Annotated in this window: 18 protein-coding genes; 8 read left to right on the top strand and 10 right to left on the bottom strand. The window is 61.4% G+C overall.

Annotated elements, in window-relative coordinates:
- Positions 1-124: 124 nt before the first annotated feature.
- The 5 genes from GYM67_RS03695 to GYM67_RS03675 are packed head-to-tail and all read left to right on the top strand — an operon-like array spanning position 125 to position 3,263.
- Entirely contained in the window at positions 125-832 is a 708-nt protein-coding gene (locus tag GYM67_RS03695) for a TetR/AcrR family transcriptional regulator (RefSeq protein WP_220237170.1), read from the top strand.
- Positions 823-1,194, top strand: coding sequence for a YccF domain-containing protein (locus GYM67_RS03690; protein ID WP_220237169.1), 372 nt, complete (start codon positions 823-825; stop codon positions 1,192-1,194). The genes GYM67_RS03695 and GYM67_RS03690 overlap by 10 nt, the downstream gene beginning before the upstream one ends.
- Positions 1,195-1,207: 13 nt before the next feature.
- Positions 1,208-1,747, top strand: coding sequence for a peptidylprolyl isomerase (locus GYM67_RS03685; RefSeq protein WP_220237168.1), 540 nt, complete (start codon positions 1,208-1,210; stop codon positions 1,745-1,747).
- A gap of 12 nt (positions 1,748-1,759) precedes the next feature.
- Positions 1,760-2,251: a very short patch repair endonuclease gene (locus GYM67_RS03680; RefSeq protein ID WP_220237399.1), complete on the top strand. Its 492-nt coding sequence runs from the start codon at positions 1,760-1,762 to the stop codon at positions 2,249-2,251.
- Positions 2,217-3,263, top strand: coding sequence for a Gfo/Idh/MocA family protein (locus GYM67_RS03675; RefSeq protein WP_220237167.1), 1,047 nt, complete (start codon positions 2,217-2,219; stop codon positions 3,261-3,263). The genes GYM67_RS03680 and GYM67_RS03675 overlap by 35 nt, the downstream gene beginning before the upstream one ends.
- A 33-nt stretch (positions 3,264-3,296) precedes the next feature.
- Here GYM67_RS03675 and GYM67_RS03670 read toward each other — a convergent pair whose 3' ends face one another.
- Complete coding sequence (locus GYM67_RS03670) at positions 3,297-3,875, bottom strand: haloacid dehalogenase-like hydrolase (protein WP_220237166.1); 579 nt, start codon at positions 3,873-3,875, stop codon at positions 3,297-3,299.
- 427 nt (positions 3,876-4,302) lie between these two features.
- Here GYM67_RS03670 and GYM67_RS03665 point away from each other — a divergent pair, with 427 nt between their 5' ends.
- Complete coding sequence (locus tag GYM67_RS03665) at positions 4,303-4,743, top strand: MarR family winged helix-turn-helix transcriptional regulator (protein ID WP_220237165.1); 441 nt, start codon at positions 4,303-4,305, stop codon at positions 4,741-4,743.
- Positions 4,744-4,875: 132 nt separating this feature from the next.
- Here the strand turns inward: GYM67_RS03665 and GYM67_RS03660 are convergent, their stop codons facing one another.
- Both GYM67_RS03660 and GYM67_RS03655 read right to left on the bottom strand, forming a co-directional pair.
- Positions 4,876-6,273 (bottom strand): MFS transporter, encoded by a 1,398-nt coding sequence (locus GYM67_RS03660; protein ID WP_220237398.1) that lies wholly within the window; start codon positions 6,271-6,273, stop codon positions 4,876-4,878.
- 185 nt (positions 6,274-6,458) lie between these two features.
- Positions 6,459-7,853, bottom strand: a complete 1,395-nt coding sequence (locus GYM67_RS03655) for a replication-associated recombination protein A (RefSeq protein ID WP_220237164.1) — start codon at positions 7,851-7,853, stop codon at positions 6,459-6,461.
- 270 nt (positions 7,854-8,123) lie between these two features.
- On the opposite strand from GYM67_RS03655, the gene GYM67_RS03650 reads away from it, so the two are divergent.
- Together GYM67_RS03650 and GYM67_RS03645 are read left to right on the top strand one after the other, a co-directional pair.
- Positions 8,124-9,638 carry an amino acid ABC transporter substrate-binding protein/permease gene (locus tag GYM67_RS03650; protein WP_258561569.1) on the top strand — a complete coding sequence of 505 codons (1,515 nt, stop codon included), beginning with the start codon at positions 8,124-8,126 and terminating at the stop codon, positions 9,636-9,638.
- Between the two features lie 86 nt (positions 9,639-9,724).
- Positions 9,725-10,450: an amino acid ABC transporter ATP-binding protein gene (locus GYM67_RS03645; protein ID WP_220237396.1), complete on the top strand. Its 726-nt coding sequence runs from the start codon at positions 9,725-9,727 to the stop codon at positions 10,448-10,450.
- Positions 10,451-10,460: 10 nt separating this feature from the next.
- On the opposite strand, the gene GYM67_RS03640 is transcribed toward GYM67_RS03645, so the two are convergent.
- The 7 genes from GYM67_RS03640 to hisS form a co-directional block, all read right to left on the bottom strand.
- Positions 10,461-13,064 (bottom strand): DEAD/DEAH box helicase, encoded by a 2,604-nt coding sequence (locus tag GYM67_RS03640; protein ID WP_258561568.1) that lies wholly within the window; start codon positions 13,062-13,064, stop codon positions 10,461-10,463.
- A 73-nt stretch (positions 13,065-13,137) separates the two neighbouring features.
- Positions 13,138-14,301, bottom strand: a complete 1,164-nt coding sequence (locus GYM67_RS03635; RefSeq protein WP_220237163.1) for an amino acid ABC transporter permease — start codon at positions 14,299-14,301, stop codon at positions 13,138-13,140.
- A 6-nt stretch (positions 14,302-14,307) separates the two neighbouring features.
- Positions 14,308-14,985: an amino acid ABC transporter permease gene (locus tag GYM67_RS03630; protein WP_220237162.1), complete on the bottom strand. Its 678-nt coding sequence runs from the start codon at positions 14,983-14,985 to the stop codon at positions 14,308-14,310.
- 1 nt (position 14,986) lies between these two features.
- Positions 14,987-15,817 carry a glutamate ABC transporter substrate-binding protein gene (locus GYM67_RS03625; RefSeq protein WP_220237394.1) on the bottom strand — a complete coding sequence of 277 codons (831 nt, stop codon included), beginning with the start codon at positions 15,815-15,817 and terminating at the stop codon, positions 14,987-14,989.
- A 43-nt stretch (positions 15,818-15,860) separates the two neighbouring features.
- Complete coding sequence (locus GYM67_RS03620; RefSeq protein ID WP_295730094.1) at positions 15,861-16,676, bottom strand: amino acid ABC transporter ATP-binding protein; 816 nt, start codon at positions 16,674-16,676, stop codon at positions 15,861-15,863.
- Between the two features lie 188 nt (positions 16,677-16,864).
- Positions 16,865-18,667, bottom strand: coding sequence for an aspartate--tRNA ligase (gene aspS / locus GYM67_RS03615; protein ID WP_220237392.1), 1,803 nt, complete (start codon positions 18,665-18,667; stop codon positions 16,865-16,867).
- A 39-nt stretch (positions 18,668-18,706) separates the two neighbouring features.
- Positions 18,707-20,092, bottom strand: a complete 1,386-nt coding sequence (hisS, locus tag GYM67_RS03610) for a histidine--tRNA ligase (RefSeq protein WP_220237161.1) — start codon at positions 20,090-20,092, stop codon at positions 18,707-18,709.
- Between the last annotated feature and the right edge of the window lie 32 nt (positions 20,093-20,124).

Below are 20,124 nucleotides of genomic sequence, written 5' to 3'. Positions count from 1 at the left end.
AAGCCGCAGGCTAAAGAGGCCTTTGCAGTTTGGCACAGCTTCAAAGAGGCCATATCATATGCCACATAACCGGCTGAGCTCGACTCATCATCACTGCACCCAGTAGGTCGGAGCAAGGAGGACCATGCCCAGGATCCGCGAATCCACGCTCCAGGAGCACCGCGCCAAAACCCTGGACCAGATCATCACCGCCGCCGAAGCCATCCTGCGCACCGGCGGACGCGGCCAGCTGACCATGGCCGAGGTGGCTCGACGCACCAATCTGGCCCGGAACTCCCTCTACCGCTACGCCCGGGATGCCGACCAGCTCTGCGACATGGTCATGGAGCGGCACCTACCCGACTGGGGCCAGGCCCTGGACCAGGCCTTGGGTACGACAGACGACCCGCGCCGAACAGTCGAGGTCTGGACCCGCACCAATCTGGAACAGGCCGGACTGCACGGACACGGCTGGCTGATGAACCTCTACGCCGAACAGCACGACGAGCAGTTACGCCAGGCCCTGATCTACGGCAACCCCTCGAATTCCCATGAGCCCGCCCCAAGGAACGATCAGTCCACAGACCGGCAAATCCAAGCCCTGCTGGACTTCCACCGGCAGGTCAACCAGCCGCTGATCCAGGCATGGACAGCCCTGCGGCCAGCAGATCCGGCCATGGGTGTGGAGGTGACGCGAGGCATCGTCCAATCCGGTATGCGACTGATTGATGCCCTGGACCAAAAGCTTGCTCCCGAGCAACGGCAGACACGACTGACCATCATCATCGAGAAGGTGACCGCCTGCGCCAAGGCCGTCACCGCCACCCTGACGGAAGGACCTACATGCGCCTGATTGGCAACATCTGCTGGCTGCTGCTGGGAGGACTGGCCATCGCACTGGCCTGGACCCTGGTAGGCATCGCGCTCTGCCTGACCGTGGTAGGCATCCCCCTGGGCTTCCAGGCCTTCAAGATGGCGCGCCTGACCTTGACCCCATTTGGCCGACAGGTCATCTACGGAGGCGGACTGGGATCATGGCTGGCCAACCTGCTCTGGATTATCCTGGGCGGCTGGTGGCTGGCCCTGGCCTATCTAGTGGCCGGACTGGTCACCATGCTGACCGTGGTGGGCATACCCTTCGGTCTGCAGGCTTTCAAGATGGCCCGCCTGGCCCTGATGCCCTTCGGATCCTCGGTTCGCGTCGCCGTCTTATGAAAGAATTATAGGTATGAGCACAGTCATCATGCATACCTCAGAGGGCGATATTCGCCTGGATCTCTTTGGCGATCAGGCACCTGAAACCGTAGCCAACTTCTTGGATCTGGCCTCAGGCCGCAAAGAGTGGACCGATCCCGAGACGGGCCAGAAGCGGCAGGACCCTTTCTACGACGGTCTGACCTTCCACCGGATCATCAAGGACTTCATGATCCAGGGCGGCTGCCCGCTCGGCACCGGCACAGGCGGCCCCGGCTACGAGTTTGACGATGAGATCGACCCATCCCTGACCTTTGAGGAACCCTACAAGCTCGCCATGGCCAATGCAGGGCTACGCCGCGACCCCGTCACAGGAAAAACTCACGGCACCAACGGATCACAGTTCTTCATCACCACTGTGCCCACCCCCTGGTTGAACGGACATCACACCATCTTCGGACAGGTTGCCGATGAGGATTCCCGGAAGGTGGTCGACAAGCTGGATGCCGTGACCACCGACTCAGGCGACCGTCCCCTTGAGCCGGTCTTGATCAACAGCGTCGAAATCCTCTGAGCCATGCCGGGGATGGTTTCAAAAAAGACACCCAGCAGATTCCAGCCCGGCACACGCAGCTATACCATGTCCCGCATCAGGGGCACGGAGACATCAATAGAGCGCCGGGTCCGGTCCTACCTCTTCTCGCGCGGTCTGCGGTTTCGCAAGAACGACAAGAGGTATCCGGGCCATCCTGATGTGGTTCTGCCCAAGTGGCGCACAATGGTCTTCGTCAATGGCTGTTTCTGGCACATGCATCAGGACTGCGACAGATTTTCCATTCCCAAATCCAATGTAGAGTATTGGACCACAAAGCTGACGAGGAACCGATTGCGGGATCAGGAGCAGGGCAAAAAGCTTAAAGCCATGGGTTGGCGGGTTTTCACGGTCTGGGAGTGCCAGCTGGATGCACACCATGCCAGGGAAACGCTGCGGAAATTGTATGAGGCCATCACAAAAAACGGCAATCCAAACGAAGGAGCCAAGGATGAGCAGATTGAACGGCAAGCGGCGAGAAGCTGAGCAGAAGGGCATGCGGGTCAACTTCGCCATTCTCGGTGCCGGACGGATAGCCAATGCTTTGGCCAAGACAGTGGTCTTGATGTCCAAAGACCGGCAATACAGCCATCTGGTCGCCCCCTACGCCGTGGCCTCCAGGGATGGGGATCGCGCAGCTGCATTCGCCAAAAAATATGGATTCCCACATTCCTATGGCTCCTACCAGGAGCTCCTGACCGATCCTAATGTGGATCTGGTCTACATCGCCACGCCTCACAGCCTCCATGCCGAGCAGGCCATCGCCTGCATGAAGGCGGGAAAGAACGTGCTGGTCGAGAAGTCCTTCGCTGCTAACGCCATTCAGGCCAGGCAGGTCATCGAGACATCCGAGAGCACCGGTCTGCTCTGCACCGAGGCCATCTGGACCAGATACATGCCCTCGCGCTCCATCATCGACGACATCGTCTCCTCAGGTGGAATCGGCACCGTCAGAACGGTCACCGCCAACCTCGGATATGTGACCGTGGACAAGGCCAGAATGACCGACCCGGCCCTGGCCGGAGGCGCCCTGCTCGACGTAGGCGTCTACCCCCTCAACTTCATCGACATGGTCATGGGACCCAAGCCCATCGAACGGATCTGCACGGATTGGGTCCGCAGTCCGGAAGGCGTCGACAGCCAGAACTCCACGACCATTTTCTACCAGGACGGATCCATGGGCGCAGCGACCAGCTCCATGGTCTCAGCCAGCGACCGGACCGGCGACATCTGGGGAGACCGAGGCTACCTGGAGTGCATCAATATCAACAATGTGGAGTCCATCGACCTGTACGACGCTGATCACAAGCCGAAGAAGCACTACCCCATCCCTGACCAGCTTACCGGTTATGAGTACGAGGTGGCCAGCGCCGCACAGGCCATCCTGGATAGCAAGACCGAGTGCGCCCAGATGCCCCACAAGGACACCCTGCGCATCATGGGGCTCATGGACTCACTGCGCCGCCAGTGGGGATTGGCCTTTCCCTTCGAATCATGAACCAACTGATAAAAGCCATGGCGACCAGCCTGCCTATTTGATGCGGCGAACACGGCCATGCTCGACCAGGTAGGCCCGTCTGGCAAGATCAATCATGGGCAAATCAAAGGCTGAATCGGTATAGAAGGCGTCGACGGCCGTCTCCTGACCCAGGATCCGCTGAAAGTGCAGAGGCTTATCGGGTCCAAAGTTGAGATAGCCCACGGTCAGGGACTCCAAATCCAGGGTGGAGCCGATGCACCGGGTGATGCCCAGTCGACGACAGGCCTCCCCCGCCACAAGATCGAAGGAGGCGGTCACCACCACGTCGTCGGCCTGGGGGGTGTACCAATCCATGATCTTGTGCATGTTGGCATCCCAGAATTGGCTGACCAGCAGGTCCATGTCAAAGCCAGGACGCGAGGTCAGCAGACGCAGGTAGCGCGAGCCCACCCGACGCATGGCCGAGTCCAGCTGCTCCAGGGTGACCCGGCCCAGGCGGTATCGGACGGCATAGAAGAGGGCAATCGGCAGGTAGTGTAGCACCCGTGGATCTTTGCGGGCAGTGAACAGGTAGAAGTCAAGCAGGCTTTCGCCATCGTAGATGGTGCCGTCGAAGTCCAATACCCGCATGCCGATCCTTTCCAGATCCCGTGGCGAAAAGGAATATTCTAGCACACCGTTGAGCAATGACGGTGATAGTCCCCGACCACGGCCAACCCCGCCCTGTTAGGTGCTTACCTGTTTGGATGGACAAAGCGACACTTTTTTAGCCCACAAGCCTGGAGCAGGCGGCAAATCCCTGGATAATCGACACTGAAAGACTTCGAGCAGGATCGACACCAGGGAAATCATGGCTTGGTTGGCCGGTGTCTGAATCGTGGACCATCCCCATGGTGTCGACGGTATTGATATGATGAAAAATGCGTCGTCCGTGCCGGGCAGAAGCTTGGGAGTTGTCGGAAAGAGACTTGGAAGGGGAACGGCGCCGAAGGGGTCCATGGGTCAATCATGCCCGCCGAACTCTGTGATCATCCTTACCAGCTAGGGGGCAGCAACGATGTTGAAGAAGAGTCACTACCACAACCTGAGCAGTTGCATAGCCGGAATCTACCGGCATGCACGCAACGATGCCAGCCGGTACACAGGTGACTCCACCTTACGGGGCACCCAAGGTGATCTGATTGTATATCTCTACGATCATCCAGGCCTCAGCCAGCGCCAGATAGCCCGGGACCTGTGTGTAGACCCCAGCCTGCTGGCCCGGGACCTGAAAGCTTTAAAAGCCCTGGGCCTGGTCAGCCGTGAACAGAACCCTGCCGATCATCGGGTCAATATCATTGCTCTGACCAGGTCGGGCGCAGATATAGCTCGTAAACGGATCAGATCGGTCAACAACTGGTGGATCGACCTGTTCAAGCAGAATCCGGATATTGACCCCGAGACCTTCCAGACCGAGCTGCGCTGCGTCTACAACCGGTTGCTGGCCGACCAGCTCTGATCCCCTCTTACCGGCAAAGGATCCTTACTGAAAAAAAGGACCTGGCCGATTCCTTGGCCGCCCCTCGACGGCACCAAGCTCATGCCAGGCCCCTTGCTTTTCAGACTTTTCACACCCTTGCGCCGGCCGCTGTCAGCCCACCGAACGGCCGGAAGTCTCCCATCCCACCAGACCCACAACCAGCATGGAAGCCAGAGCCACCAAGCTGATGGTGACGAAGATTGAGGTGCTCCCCCATTGGCTGAGCATGGCACCGATGAGCACGGGCATGAGCACATTGCAGAGCTTGGCAATGGCATTGGCGATGCCCACGCAGCGGAATCGGACTGTGGTCGGGAAGAGCTCAGGCGCATAGACGGCCACCACCGACGACATGAGGACGTAAAGACTGCCCATGAGCAGAATGCCCACCAGAATGGCAGTGACCTGGCTGGTCTGCGCGGCGTAGAGCAGACCGAAGACCGCTGTCAGCAGGAAGGCCGTGACGATGATCCGCTTGCGGCCGATCCGGTCCAGAAGCAGGGATCCGATCAGGCAGCCCATGGGGGCACCCAGCATCATCAGGGTGCTGATCCACAGGGATCCGCTCAGATCTATGCCCCGCTTGAGCAGGATGGTGGGCACCCAGGATGTGAAAGCATAGGAGCAGACGTTGGTAGCCGAAACTGCCACGGTGGCCACAATCAGACCGCGGACAATACTGCCCGATGCCTTGGCAGGTGCCTCAACGCCATCATTCTTCCCAGCGTGGGCGGAACCCCCGACTGAATCGGAGCTTGACCCTTCCCGGCCATTGCCAGCCTCCAGAAGCTCGACCACCTGGACGGCCTCGCCCATCCGCCCGTGCAGGGCCAGCCAGCGGGGAGACTCGGGAATGTCGCGCCGCAGATACCAGATCAGCGCAGCCGCCAGGCCAATGCCCACGAAGAGCGGCCGCCAGGACCAGCGCGGAATAATCCAGGCACACAGGAGCATGGCTAGTGGCACTCCGGTGTTAGCCACCAGCGAGACGATGGCACTCCAACGGCCGCGGTGCCGGATGGGAGCGAATTCATTGACCATGGAGAATCCGGTGACGATCTCGGCGCCAAGACCCAGCCCGGCCCCCAGACGGCAAGCCGAGAGGACGGCCATGTTCGGAGCCAGAGCGCCCAGCAGAGTAAAGCCTCCGAAGAGCAACAGGTTGATCTGGTAGGCGGTCTTGCGACCCCGCAGGTCTCCAATGAACCCGGCCAGCAGCGAGCCCACCAGGAGCCCCAGGAAACCAGCCGACAGGAAGAGGGAATTCTGGGCGACCGTGGACCACCCGGTGCTCAAGGCCGAACTGGCTACGGCGCTGCCCACATAGACATCGATGCTGTCCATCAGCATGCCCGCGGCCACCAGGGCCACAATCTTGTAAAAAGTAGCCGATTCACGAGCATTGTCTACTCGCCGGGTAATCTCGCGGACCGCCAAGTCATCCTCAGCGAGGCCGAAATTCTTGGATTGTCCGGATATGTCTGCTTTGTCAATGACCGCTGTCGACATCGTCACCCTCGCGCCCGTGCATGAGGCAGCCAAGCCTCATGCGTTCATGCCAGACCTGCCGACGGCGACAGACTCCTCGTGGGAGCTTGGCGACCGTCAATACGGAAGGCCTGGACCCTGCGGCGTTTCGGTCATTGTGTGACTATTCAACGTCTATTGAGTGCCCAGTATAGGAGTCTGGACGGTCATTGCCCAGACCCGGCGTTTCCCTCCGGCCCGGCGGCCCTGTCCAGGATGGCCCTGATGGCTTCCAGACGGGGGCCCAGTTGACGCTCATAACCCCGATCATTGGGGTGGTAGTAGCGTCGTCCGACCAGTTCGTCCGGCATGTACTGCTGAGGCGCCACTGCATCCGGCGCATCGTGGGCATACTGATAGCCCTCGTGGTTGCCCCAGGCCTTCATCAGCTTGGTGGGAGCGTTGCGCAGGTGCAGGGGGACTTGGCCGATATGCCCGGCGTCCACGTCCTCCAGGGCCTGGTTGATGGCCAGGTAGGAGGCGTTGGACTTGGGTGCCGTGGCCACAGCGATGACCGCCTCGGCCAGGATCAGCCGGGCCTCTGGCATGCCCACCATGGCCACAGCCTGGGCAGCCGCGACCGTAATCTCCAGCACCTCAGGAGAGGCCATGCCCACCTCCTCGGCGGAAGCGATCATGATCCGTCGTGCGATGAAGCGCGGGTCCTCGCCTGCCCGAATCATCCGAGCCAGGTAGTGCAGGGCCGCATCCACGTCGGACCCCCGCATGGACTTGATGAAGGCCGAAGCCACGTCATAGTGATCATCGCCCTTCTTGTCATAGCGGACGGCGGCCACGTCCATGACCGAGGAGACCACCTTGGCATTGATCAGAGGCCGACGCGCACCCTTAGCACGAGGCCCGTCCTCAGTGACCGCTCCAGCCGCAGCCTCCAGAATGGTTAGGGCCCGGCGGGCATCGCCTCCGGCAAAACGCACGATTTGGTCCAAAGCCCCTGGATCCAGCCGTACCTGGTCTTTAAGCCCCCGCTGGTCCTTTACGGCCCTGCGGACCAGCTTGGCCAGGTCCTGGTCGTCCAAGGCCTCCAGCTTGACCACCACCGAGCGGGAAAGCAGGGGGGCAATGACCGAAAAGCTGGGATTCTCGGTGGTGGCTGCGATGAAAGTCACATCCCGGTTCTCCACGCTGGGCAACAGGGCATCCTGCTGGGACTTGGAAAAACGGTGGACTTCATCAATAAAGAGGACCGTCTCCTGACCCTGGCTGACCAGCCGCTCCCGAGCCTGGGCGAGGACCTGCCGCACCTCCTTCACCCCCGAAGTGACAGCCGAAAGCTCCTCGAAATGCCGCCCGGACTGTCGGGCGACGATGTAGGCCAGGGTGGTCTTGCCCACCCCTGGAGGGCCGAAAAGAACGACCGAGCTGGGAGCCGTCAGACGGTTGTTCGGATCCGACCGGGCCAGCCGCTCCAGCGGTGTTCCAAGAGCTGTGACCTTATCCTGGCCGACCACCTCGTCCAGGCTCCTGGGCCGCATCCTGACCGCCAGAGGCAGGGTATGTTCCTCGGGGGGATCCGCCGCCTGGAAGAGATCATCAACCATATGCAATACCTCGTTCCTCGGGGCCCCTATGGCTCCCCGCCCTCACCAGCATAAGCCTGCATCTGCCGCAATCAGAAGGACGAACGCGCTAGACTGGGAACTCATATGGCCGTATCGCCCAGCGCGTAGTTGGGTTCCGGAAACACGGTATGTGTACAGTTTACTGGTCATCAACCTGAATATCTTCAGGAAGGCCATAGGCAGCAGCAAAGCCGTCCGCCTGGGAAAAACCGGGACCGGCACAGGTCGGAACAATAAGGAGAATCGCCAGTGATCGCCAAGCATGTTCGCCAGGGATGGACCTCGGGTCCAGGCAGGTGGACCATGGGCCTGTTCGCCCTGGTCCTGGGGCTCTCAGCCCTGATCGTCGCCCCCTTGGCCACGCCGGCGCAGGCGGCCCAGAGCTCCCCCGCCTCGCAGGCGGTCCATGGACGCACCTTCCGTGTCGCCACCGACACCACCTTCGCCCCCTTTGAGTTCCGTGACTCGTCCGGGAACCTGGTCGGCATCGATATGGACCTGATCCGCAAAATCGCCGATATCGAGGGGTTCTCGGTGCAGGTCCAGTCCCTGGGATTCAACGCCGCCCTTCAAGCCTTGAACTCCCAACAGGCCGATGTGGTCATAGCCGGCATGACCATCACCGACCAGCGCAAGCAGGTCTACGACTTCACTGACCCCTATTTCGACTCCGGCGTACAGATGGCCATCGCCAAGGACAACGACCAGATCCACAGCTACAAGGATCTGCGCGGCACCGTGGTGGCCGTCAAGACGGGCAGCGAGGGCGAGGCTTTCGCCAAGCAGCGGGCAGCCCAGTACGGTTTCACAGTCAAGGCGGTGGACCAGTCCTCCACCATGTATGAGATGGTCAAGTCCGGAAATGCCCAGGCGGTTATCGACGACTATCCGGTCCTGGCCTACGGCATCGCCCAAGGCAACGGGCTGAAGACTGTGACCAAGAAGGAGCCCGGCGCCTCCTACGGAGCGGCCGTCCGCAAGGGCGAGAACCAGGAGTTCGTGGCAGCCTTCAACGAGGGTCTGGCCAGGATGAAGGCCAACGGCAGCTACAAAAAACTGGTCGATTCCTATGTGGGCAGCGGCCATTCCAGCAATAGTGCCTCCGCCTCCCGGCCAGGATTCTTTGGGCTGGTCCGCCAGGCCTTCCCTTCCCTGATGCTGGGTCTGCGCAACACCCTGGCCATCACGGCCATATCCTTCGTCATCGCTCTGGCCATCGGCATCATCCTGGGACTATGGCGAATCAGCCCCAACCGTATCCTGTCTTGGATTGCCCGAATCTACGTAGCGGTCTTCAGAGGTACACCCGTCCTGGTCTGGGCCTTCTTCTTCTACCTGGGCGTCCCCCAGTTGATCGGCCACCGCATCAGCATCTGGCTGGCAGGCGCGCTGACACTGTCCCTGAATTCCGGAGCCTACCTGGTCGAGATCGTGCGTGGGGCCATCGACTCGGTTGACGTCGGGCAGATGGAGGGTGCCCGCAGTCTGGGCCTGACACGTCGTATGGCCCTGCGCCGGGTCATCCTGCCCCAAGCCGTCAGAATCGCCACGCCCTCCATCATCAACCAGCTAGTCATCATGCTCAAGGATTCCTCCCTGTTGCTGGCCATCGGCTTCGGCGAACTGCTCTATCAGGCCCAGCAGATCTACGCGGCCAACTTCCGCGTGACCGAAACCCTGTTCATGGTAGGAGTCATCTACTTCGTCGCCATCAGCGCCTTGACCTGGATGGCCAATATGCTCGATAGGAGGCTGCACCGATGAACTTCGAGGACCCGGACATGGACACCGGACGACTGACACGTCGCATCCGTCAGAACCAAAGTCGCCTCAGCCAAGGAAAGTCCCAGATGGCCGTATCCATCCGCGACCTGCACAAGCGCTACGGTGACACTGAGGTCCTCAAGGGGATCGACATGGAGGTCAAGCCGGGCGAGGTTATTTCCATCATCGGCCCCTCGGGCGCGGGCAAGTCCACCCTGCTGCGCTGCATCAACGCCCTTGAGATGCCGACCTCGGGCACGATCAGCGTCTATGGAATTGACATTTCCGATCCAAAGACCAACATTGACAAGCTACGCGAGCACGTGGGCATGGTCTTCCAGCACTTCAACCTCTTCCCCAACATGAGCGTGGCCGACAACATCATGCTGGCCCCCCGTATGCTGCACAAGACCCCCAAGGAGGATGCCCGGCAGCAGGCCCTGGACCTGCTGGAAATCGTCGGCTTGGAAGAGAGGGCGGACGCTCGGCCCACGGACCTGTCAGGCGGGCAGCAGCAGCGTGTGGCCATCGCCCGCGCACTGGCCATGCACCCGGACATCATGCTCTTTGACGAGGCCACCTCGGCCCTGGATCCGGAGATGGTGGGCGATGTTCTTGAAGTCATTCGCTCCCTGGCCGAGGGCGGCATGACCATGATTCTGGTCACTCACGAGATGGCTTTCGCCCGGGAGGTCTCCTCCAGGGTGATCTTCACCGATGCCGGGATCATCGAGGAGGAGGGCACGCCCGAGCAGATCTTCGGCCATCCGCAGAGCCCCCGGCTGCAGTCCTTCCTTTCCAAGGTCCTCTAAGGATCCGGGTCTAGATGTCCATCAGCTCCTCGATGGGACCCACCCGGTATTCCCTGAAGACCACCTGACCGTTCTCCTGAGTGGCATCCAGGTCCACGATGCCGGCAATGCCCCAGTCACGTTCGCCTTCCACATCGTCGAAGATCTGCTGGACCCGCCAGGTGTGCCCCTGACGCTCGTCCCGGTCATCCAGGCTGAAGAAGTCCGAAGACCGGGCCTGAGTATCGGTCAGGATCTGCTCATGATCCTGGTAGAGGTCGTCCAGCACGTCGCCCCAGGCTCGTATGCCGTATCCCCAGTCTGCATCCAGGTCGGCCAGGGCCTCCGGCCGGTCGGCGGCCACCAGCTCCACCCGCTGGAACATGGCATTGCGGACCAGCAGGGCCAGTCCCCGCCGGTCCGCCACCACCCGGTTTTCCTCCTTGGGCGGGGCGGTATCCAAGCCGCTTGTGACTTCGCCATTTGCGGCCCTGCCTGCAGCCTCCCACTCATCCACCAGGCTGGAGTCCACCGAGCGCACGATCAGTCCCAGCCAGGCCAGGATGTCCTCCAGCCGCTCATCCATGAACTCTTCGGGAACCGTCCTGCTCAGAGCCCGGTAAGCATCGGACAGATAGCGCAGCAGGGTCCCCTCCGACCGGGATATTCCGTAGCGGGCGATGTAGCCGTTGAAGTCCGAGGCCGTCTCGATCATGTCCCGCAGAACGGACTTAGGACGGATCTCATAGTCGTTGGCCCAGGGAACGTCCCGACGGTAGCGGTCGAAGGCCTCCCCCAGCAGGTTCTCCAAGGGCTTGGGCCAGGTCACCTCCTGCAGGCGCTCCATCCGTTCCTCATACTCCAGGCCATCCTCCTTCATCTGCTGGATGGCCGCATCGCGGGCCTGCCGCTGCTGGGCCTTGAGTATCTGCCGAGGATCCTCCAAGGTGGCCTCGACCATGGAGAGCAGATCCATGTCGTAATCAGGGTCCTCGGGATCCAGCAGTTCCAGGGCGGCCAGCAGGAAAGGCGAGAGGGGCTGGTCCAGGGCAAAGTCCTCGGGCAGATCCACGGTCGTGAAGTAGTCCAGGCCGCCGTCCGGGTTCCGCTCGGTCTCGATGACTCCGGTGTCGGTTAGGGTTTGGAAAATCTCGTCGGCCCGGTCCTGCAGATGCTCCTTCTGCTGCGGGTTCTGACGGGAATCCTCGATCAAATCCTCCACCCGCCTTCTGGCATCCCCGCCCTGGTCGACTTCGTTGAGGACCATGGCATGGGTGATCTTCAGGTGCGGCGTCAAGGTCTCGGGACGGGCCTCGATCAGCTTGTCGAAGGTCCCCTTGTCCCAGGTGACGAACCCCTCCTGGGGCTTCTTGCGTTTGATCCGCTTGAGCTTTTTTGGGTCGTTGCCAGCCTTGGCCACGGCTTTGGCGTTCTCTATCTCGTATTCGGGCGCCTCGGCCACAACCAGGCCACTGGTATCGAAGCCCATGCGTCCGGCTCTGCCTGCGATCTGGTGGAATTCCCTGGCTCGCAGACGGCGCATCTTGTAGCCGTCGAACTTGGTCAGCCCGGTCAGCAGGACGGTGTGGATGGGCACGTTGATGCCAACCCCCAGAGTGTCCGTGCCGCAGATGACCGGCAGAAGGCCATCCTGGGCCAACTGCTCCACCAGGCGCCTATACCTAGGCAGCATGCCCGCATGGTGGACCCCGACGCCGGTGCGCAACAAGCGCTGCAGAATCCTGCCAAAAGCCGTGGTGAAACGAGTGCAGGCCATGGCTTCCTTGATCCGGTCTCGCTGCCCCCGGTCGGAAACCCCCGTGCTGGATAGGGCTTGGGCCGTCTCCAGGGCGGCGTCCTGGGAGAAATGAACGATATAGACCGGCGAATCACCATCGGACATCAATGACTCCACAGTGACAGGCAGCGGGGTGTCCACATAACGGTAATCCAGCGGCACCGGCCGGGGGGCATCGGCCACGATGTCCACATTCACCCCAGTTTTGCGCTCCAGGTCCCGGGCAATCTGATCCACGTCGCCCAGGGTGGCCGACATGAGCAGGAACTGCACATCGGGAAGGGTCAGCAGGGGCACCTGCCAGGCCCAGCCACGGTCTGGATCCCCGTAATAGTGGAACTCATCCATGGCCACGCAGCCAATATCGGCATGCCTGCCCTCCCGGAGCGCCTGGTTGGCCAGTATCTCGGCAGTGCAGCAGATGACCGGGGCATCCGTGTTGATGTGGGTGTCGCCGGTGATCATACCCACCCGATCGCGGCCGAGAATTGAAACCAGGTCGAAGAACTTCTCAGAAACCAGAGCCTTGATGGGGGCCGTGTAATAGGAGCGGCGTCCGGTGCACAGGGCGATGAAGTGCATGCCCAGGGCCACCATGGACTTGCCCGAGCCGGTCGGGGTCGACAGAACCACATGGTCTCCTGAAACCAGGGAGAGAACGGCCTCCTCCTGATGCGGCCAGGGAGTGATGCCCTGGGAAGCCACCCAGGAGAAGAAGCGGTCGTAGATCTGATCCTCGGTCAGATTGCGGGGGCCTCCCGCTTCGGGTACCAGGTCGCCCAGGGAGGCGGGCTGGTCAGTTGAGGCGGTTGAGGAAACAGCATGTTCTTGGACCATGCCCACCAGTCTATCCGGCCAGGCACACAAGTCCGGCCGGAGACTGGCTTCGGATCATAGGAGCTGAGGACTGTCAGTCCTTGTCCCTGCCCTCTTGATTCCTGCCCTCGTCCTTCTTCTCGCCATCGGAGCGGCCGCCGCGTCCAGGCTTGAGGAAATCCGGAATCTCCAGGCTTCCCTTGTGCGGATCCACCAGCGTGTCGGGCTGGGTCCTGTCATAGCCCTGGATGTAGCGGGTCTTCCTCCAGTGCTGAATGGAGGCGTTAGATCCACGGTGATGTGCATGGTACTGCAACGGCGCACCGCCGTACCGGTCCTCGTCCACCTCCTTGGCCACGGCTATCTGGTTGACATTGGAGGGATCCATGATGGCCACGGGCGCGACCGGCTCCACGAAGTCGGCGGGGGCGGCGGTGCGCTCCTGCATCTTCTCGGGCAACCAGCGGGCGAAGTGGGACAGCAGGAAGCAGACGAAGAAGTAGACCACAGAGGCCACCACCAGGGTCTGCAGGATGTTGAAGTACATGGAGCCCAGACGACGGGACTCCTGCAGCAGATCCGTGTACATGATGATGGAGCCCAGAGCCGTGTCCTTGAGAACCACGACCAGCTGGGTCACAGCCGCCGGCAACATGGCATAGACGGCCTGGGGAACCTCGATCTGCATCAGAGACTGGGTCCTGGTCAACCCCAAGGCCAAAGAGGCCTCGCGCTGGCCATTGGGCAGGTTGCCCACTCCCGAGCGGATCAACTCGGCCACCACGGAGCCGTTGTAGAGGATGAGGCCCAGAACGACGGCCCAGTAAGAGGCCTGACTGATTCCGGCAAAGGCGAACCAACGCCAGAAGAAGATCATCATCATCAGCACCGGGACTGCCCTGCAAAACTCCACGATGATGCCTGAGACTGCCCTTACCAACCCGTTGGGCAGCAAACGGCCGATGCCGAAAATGAACCCAAAGATGACCGAGCCGATCACTGCAACCACTGAGGCCTTGATGGTCAGCCAGAGCCCGGGCAGGTAGAAGTCCGACCAGGCTTCGTAGTCTAGGGCCGGGCGCCAGAGCTCCCAGCTCAGCTGGTTCTCACCCTCCGGTGGGTTGTGGAGCCTCATCAGCACCAGGATGACCACTATGGCGAAAATGACGGCAGCTATCCAGTTGACTATTCGTATGGTGCGCCGGCCCTTGGGACCGGGCTGATCAAAGAGCAACGAACTCTCATTGTCCTGTGACATGGCCGCTCACCTCCTCACTGCCAGCTTGTTGGAAAGATACGTGGTCAAAGCCCCAATGGGCAGAACCAGAATCACATAGCCCAGGGCGAAGATGAGGAAGATGGCCACGATGGCATTGGCGTGGAACTCGATCATCTCGCTCATCAGGGAGGAGCTCTCGGAGGCCACGGAGGCAGCTGCAGCCACGGTGGAGTTCTTCAGCAGGGCAATGAAAGTGTTGCCCAAGGGCGCCACCGACCCACGGAAGGCCTGGGGCAGAATGATCTGCGAGGCCGACTGGAAGAAGCTCAGCCCCAGAGCGCGGGCCGCCTCGGCCTGGCCCAGAGGCACCGTGTTGATGCCCGAGCGCAGAGACTCGCAGACGAAGGCCGCCGTATAAAGGGAAAGGCCCGTCACCGCCAGCCAGAAGAAGTTGACGGAGAATACCGGCGAGAAACTGATCTTGAGCTGGGCGAAGGCCCCCAGGACCATGAAGACCATGATGATGGTCAAAGGCATGTTCTGGAAGAACTCCACATATCCTCGGCCGACGGCCCGCAGGGATGAGATGGGCGAGATACGCATGATCACCAAGATGATGCCCAGGATCAGCGAGAAGAGGGCCGACCAGAGGGTCAGCTGGATATTGACCCAGAAGGCTGCTGGAATGTCGTAGTCGGAAAACAGTTCGATGATGGTTGACATCTCACTCCCCCTCCATGGGCCTAGGCGGGTTGTATCGCGGGTCGGGTTTGTAGTGGGTGCCCCGGGTGTTGTTCTCCAGCGCCCGCTGCCAGGAACCGTTGGCCTCCATCTCAGCCAAGGCAATGTTGATCTTGTGGGCCAGCTTGGTATTGCCCTTCTTGATGCCCACGCCGTAGTGTTCCTGGGTGAAGGGCTTGCCCACTAGCCGCAGTCTTCCCCGGGAGGCTGAGGCCAACCCGGCCAGGATGATGTCGTCAGTGGTGACCGCATCGACGATGCCGGAGAAGAGGGCGGTGGCGCATTCGGCATAGCCGGGCTGCTCCATCAGCTGGACCTCCTTGGCAAACTTTTTCTTGACGGTGACGGCCGAGGTGGATCCGGTCACCGAGCACAGGCGCTTGCCATTGAGGTCCTCGGGGCCGCGGATCTGATGGTCCTCCTTGCGAACCAGCAGGTCCTGGCCAGCCACGATGTATGGTCCGGCGAAGGAGACAGCCCGCTTGCGCTCGTCCGTTATGGAGTAGGAGGCCAGGATCATATCCACGTCGCCGTTCTGGAGCATGGCCTCCCGCTGCTTGGAGGGGGCCTCCTTCCAGACGATGTCGTCGGCGCTGTAACCCATCTTGCCGGCGATGTAGGTGGCCACGTCCACGTCGAAGCCAACATAGGTCCCGGCCTTCTTGAAGCCCAGACCAGGCTGGTCGAACTTGATGCCCACCCGGATCTTGCCTGCCTCCTTGTCAGAGCCGCAGGCCGCCAGTGAGACCAGACAACCCAGAGCGCACAGGATCGCGGTCAGATTCCTGGCCAGCCGTTTCAGCGGCCGGCCCATGCCATGCATACTTGCATTCATGCGGATATGCTTCCCTCCTGCTTCAGTGGGCCAGAATCTTGGACAGGAAGTCGGCGGCCCGCTGGGTCTTGGGGTGATCGAAGAAGTCGTCGGGGTCGTCCTTTTCCAAGATGCGCCCATCGGCCATGAAGACGATATGGTCGGCGGCCTGCCGCGCAAAGCCCATCTCGTGGGTCACACAGATCATAGTCATGCCCTCCTGGGCCAGTTGGATCATGACGTCCAGCACCTCGTTGACCATCTCCGGGTCCAGCGCTGATGTGGGCTCGTCGAAGAGCATGACCTTGGGCTGCATGGCCAGCGCGCGGGCGATGGCCACACGCTGTTGCTGGCCGCCGGAGAGCTGTGAGGGCATCTTGGAGGCTTGGGATTCCACGCCCACCCGGGCCAAGAGGTCCATGGCCAGGTCCTCGGCATCCTTCTTGGGCATGTGGCGCACCTTGATGGGCGCCAAAGTCATATTCTCCAGAATGGTCTTGTTGGCGAAGAGGTTGAAGGACTGGAAGACCATGCCCACCTCGGCTCTGAGCCGAGCCAGGTCGCGTCCCTCCTGGGGCAGGGGTTCGCCCTCGATCCTGATGACACCGGAGTCGATGGACTCCAGACGATTGATGGTCCGGCACATGGTGGACTTGCCGGAGCCCGAGGGTCCGACAACCACCAGCACCTCGCCGGTGTCGACCTGCAAGTTGATGTCCTTGAGGACGTGCAGGCTGCCAAAATGCTTTTCGACGTGGGCCAGCTCGACCAGCGGCCCGGACTTGTACTTGACGGGGCGTTCCGAGGCCGGTTTCTCCGGCAGAATCCGCTCCGACGGATGTTTGGTTGTTTCTCTCATATTGGGCAGTTTACTCATCCTTTGTTGCAGAACGGCCATAGAAACGGTTCTGCTGGAAAGCGGAGCCTTTGGCCAAGCGCGACTGATTAACTCCCTGGCGCATAAACGCGCATAAACAGTAAGGGCCGGTATCCCACAGGATTCCAGCCCTTATAGACTCTGGTCGGTCAATCAGTGACGAAGTGCGCTCAGTCGGCATTCTCCTGATCCGGTTCCCAGTCCACGCCGGTCTCGGCGCGTTGCTGGTCGGAGATGGGCGCCGGAGCCCCAGTCATGGGATCCTGACCACCGCCGGACTTGGGGAAGGCGATGACATCGCGGATGGAGTCCGCTCCCGTCAGAATCTGAGCGGTCCTGTCCCAGCCGAAGGCGATTCCCGCGTGAGGCGGAGCGCCATACTTGAAGGCTTCCAGCAGGAAGCCGAACTTCTCCTGGGCCTCCTCGGGGCCGATGCCCAGCACCTTGAAGACCCGGTCCTGGATGTCGTCGCGGTGGATACGCACCGAACCGCCGCCCATCTCCTCGCCGTTGCAGACGATGTCGTAGGAGTCGCTCATGGCATGCTCGGGATCCTTGTCGAATCGGTCGATCCATTCAGCCGAGGGCATGGTGAAGGGGTGGTGCATGGAAGTCCACTTGGAATGGCCCACGGCCACATCGTCGTCATCCGGGTCGTCGGTGGGCTTGAAGAGCGGGAAGTCCACCACCCAGGTCAGGGCGAATTCGTCGGGCTTGAGCAGCCCCTGGCGGCGTGCGATCTCCACACGAGCCGCACCCAGCAGGGTCTGCGAGGCCTCACGGGGACCGGCTGCGAAGAAGACGGCATCGCCATCCGAGGCACCCACGGCCTCCTTGAGGCCCTGACGCTCAGCATCAGACAGGTTCTTGGCCACGGGACCCTTGAGGGTACCATCGCCGGTGAACTGGACGTATGCCAGGCCTTTGGCACCCCGCTGTCGGGCCCACTCCTGCCAGGCATCGAACTGTCTGCGAGGCAGGTTGGCCGCGCCCTGGTAGACCACGGCACCTACGTAGGGGGCCTGGAAGACCCGGAAGGGGGTGTCCTTGAAGTAGTCGGTCAGCTCGACGATGGGGTTGCCGAAGCGTAGGTCGGGCTTGTCGGAGCCGTACTTGTCCATGGCCTCCTGCCAGCTGATCCTCGGGATGGGCAGGGTGACCTCGTATCCTGCAGCCTTCCAGACCTCGGCAATGACCTGCTCGGCCATGGCCATGACATCCTCCTGGGAAGCAAAGCTCATCTCGATGTCCAGCTGAGTGAACTCAGGCTGCCTGTCAGCACGGAAGTCCTCGTCGCGGTAGCAGCGGGCAATCTGGTAGTAACGTTCGAAGCCACCCACCATCAGCAGCTGCTTGAGCAGCTGGGGGGACTGCGGCAGGGCGTACCAGGATCCGGGCACCAGACGGGCCGGCACCAGAAAGTCGCGGGCACCCTCGGGGGTGGACTTGATCAGGGTCGGTGTCTCAATCTCGCAGAAGTCCATCTTGTCCAGGGCAGCACGGGCGGCCCGGTTCATGGCGGCTCTCAAGCGGATGTTGCGCTGCATGGAGGGGCGGCGCAGGTCCAGATAACGGTAGCGCAGCCGCACATCCTCGCCAGGCAGCTTGTTCTCGGCCTCGTTCTCCAGGGCAGTGGACACCTGGAAGGGCAGGGCGGCCGACTTGGCAAGAACCTCGATCTTATCGGCCACAATCTCGATGTGCCCGGTGGACAGATGCTCGTTGTCATTGCCCTCGGGACGTTCGCGGACCTTGCCGGTGACCTGGATCACGTACTCGCTGCGCAGGGGGCGGGCTTCTTCCTCGTCATAGATGACGATCTGCACCAGGCCGGAGCGGTCACGCAGATCGATGAAAGCCACGCCGCCGTGATCACGTCGGCGATCCACCCATCCGGCCACCGTCACCTGACGACCGACCATATCCTGCGTGACATCTGTGGCGTAGCTCGTTCTGTAAGCCGACTGGCCCATGCTTTCCTGTACCTCCATAATGCTCGGCCTGCCCCTGCGTCAGGCCTGGTATTCCACACTCTGCCGGGCATACAGGCTATCCGGCGTCCACGACACCAGGTCGGCCGGAGTCTGATCGCCGGTAATGATGTTCTTGACTTGGTCGCCCTTCTGTTGGCCCTCCTTAGCTGGGAACCAGACATAGGGGATGCCCAAGTGGTCGGCATAGCGAATCTGCTTGCCAATCTTGGCTGCGGTGGGAGCCACGTCGGCAGCTATCCCCCTGGCCCTCAGGTCCTGGGCGATGTGGTTGCTGTCGGTGCGATCCTCCTCGTCCCAGACGGCGACCATGACCGCCGCCGGAGAGACCCGGGAGGCCTGGACGCCATGGGCCAGCAGGAAGGAGAGCAGCCGTGAAAGCCCGATGGACAGCCCCACACCCGGGTAGGTGCGGTTTCCCTGGCTGGCCAGGTTGTCATAACGGCCGCCGGAGCAAATGGAGCCCAGGGACTGCGCCCCCTCCAGGAAGGTCTCGTAGACCGAGCCGGTGTAGTAGTCCAGACCGCGGGCAATCTTCAGGTCGGCGATGACCGAGCCCGGCCGGATGCGGGCGGCCTCGTCGATGATCATGGCCAGCGTCTCCAGCCCCTCGATGGCCAGGGCATATGAAGAAGACTCCTTATCGATGCCAACCTTGTCGACCAAGGCATCGAACCGCTGGCGCAGCTGCTTGCCGTCGTCGGCAGTCAGCTCGGCCAGATCCAGGCAAGCCCTGGCTTGATCCTGATCTGCACCGCACTCACTGACCAGCAGGTTGGCTACCTCGTCAGGGCCGATCTTGTCCAGCTTGTCGATCTCGCGCAGAACGCCCTCGACGTCTCCCAGACCCAGACCCCGGTAGAATCCCTCGGAGAGCTTACGATTGTTGGCGTGCACGGTGGGCTTGGGCAGTCCGAAGGCCCGCAGCCCCTCCAGGGCGCTCAGCATGACCAGGGGCACCTCGACCTCATAGTGGTCGGGCAACACCCCGTTGCCAATCACATCGATATCAGCCTGAACGAACTCCCTGAACCGTCCCTCCTGGGGGCGCTCCCCTCGCCAGACCTTCTGAATCTGCCAGCGTTTGAAGGGGAAAGTCAAGTCGTTGCTGTGCTCCACCACATAGCGGCTCAGCGGCACAGTCAGGTCAAAATGCAGACCCAGCCGGCGCTCCACCGGCACATCCTTCTCCTGGCCCAGGTCCTGCAGTCGTGAGAGCAGGTAGATCTCCTTGCTGGTCTCCCCCTTCTTAAGCAGGCTGGAGCCCTCTTCTACAGCCCTGGTCTCGATGCCGATATAGCCGTTCAATTCGAAGACCTTGCGGAGCGTGTCGATGATGCGCTGCTCCACCACTCTTTGTGAAGGAAGCCATTCAGGGAAACCGGATAGAGATGTGCCTTTTGCCATAAGAACCTATACTATAGGAGGTCAAGGAAAAT

This window comes from Bifidobacterium asteroides, from assembly GCF_019469425.1.
Lineage (GTDB): Bacteria > Actinomycetota > Actinomycetes > Actinomycetales > Bifidobacteriaceae > Bombiscardovia > Bombiscardovia asteroides_I.
Note: the sequence above shows the minus strand (reverse complement) of the source record. Positions and strands in the feature narration are given on the sequence as shown.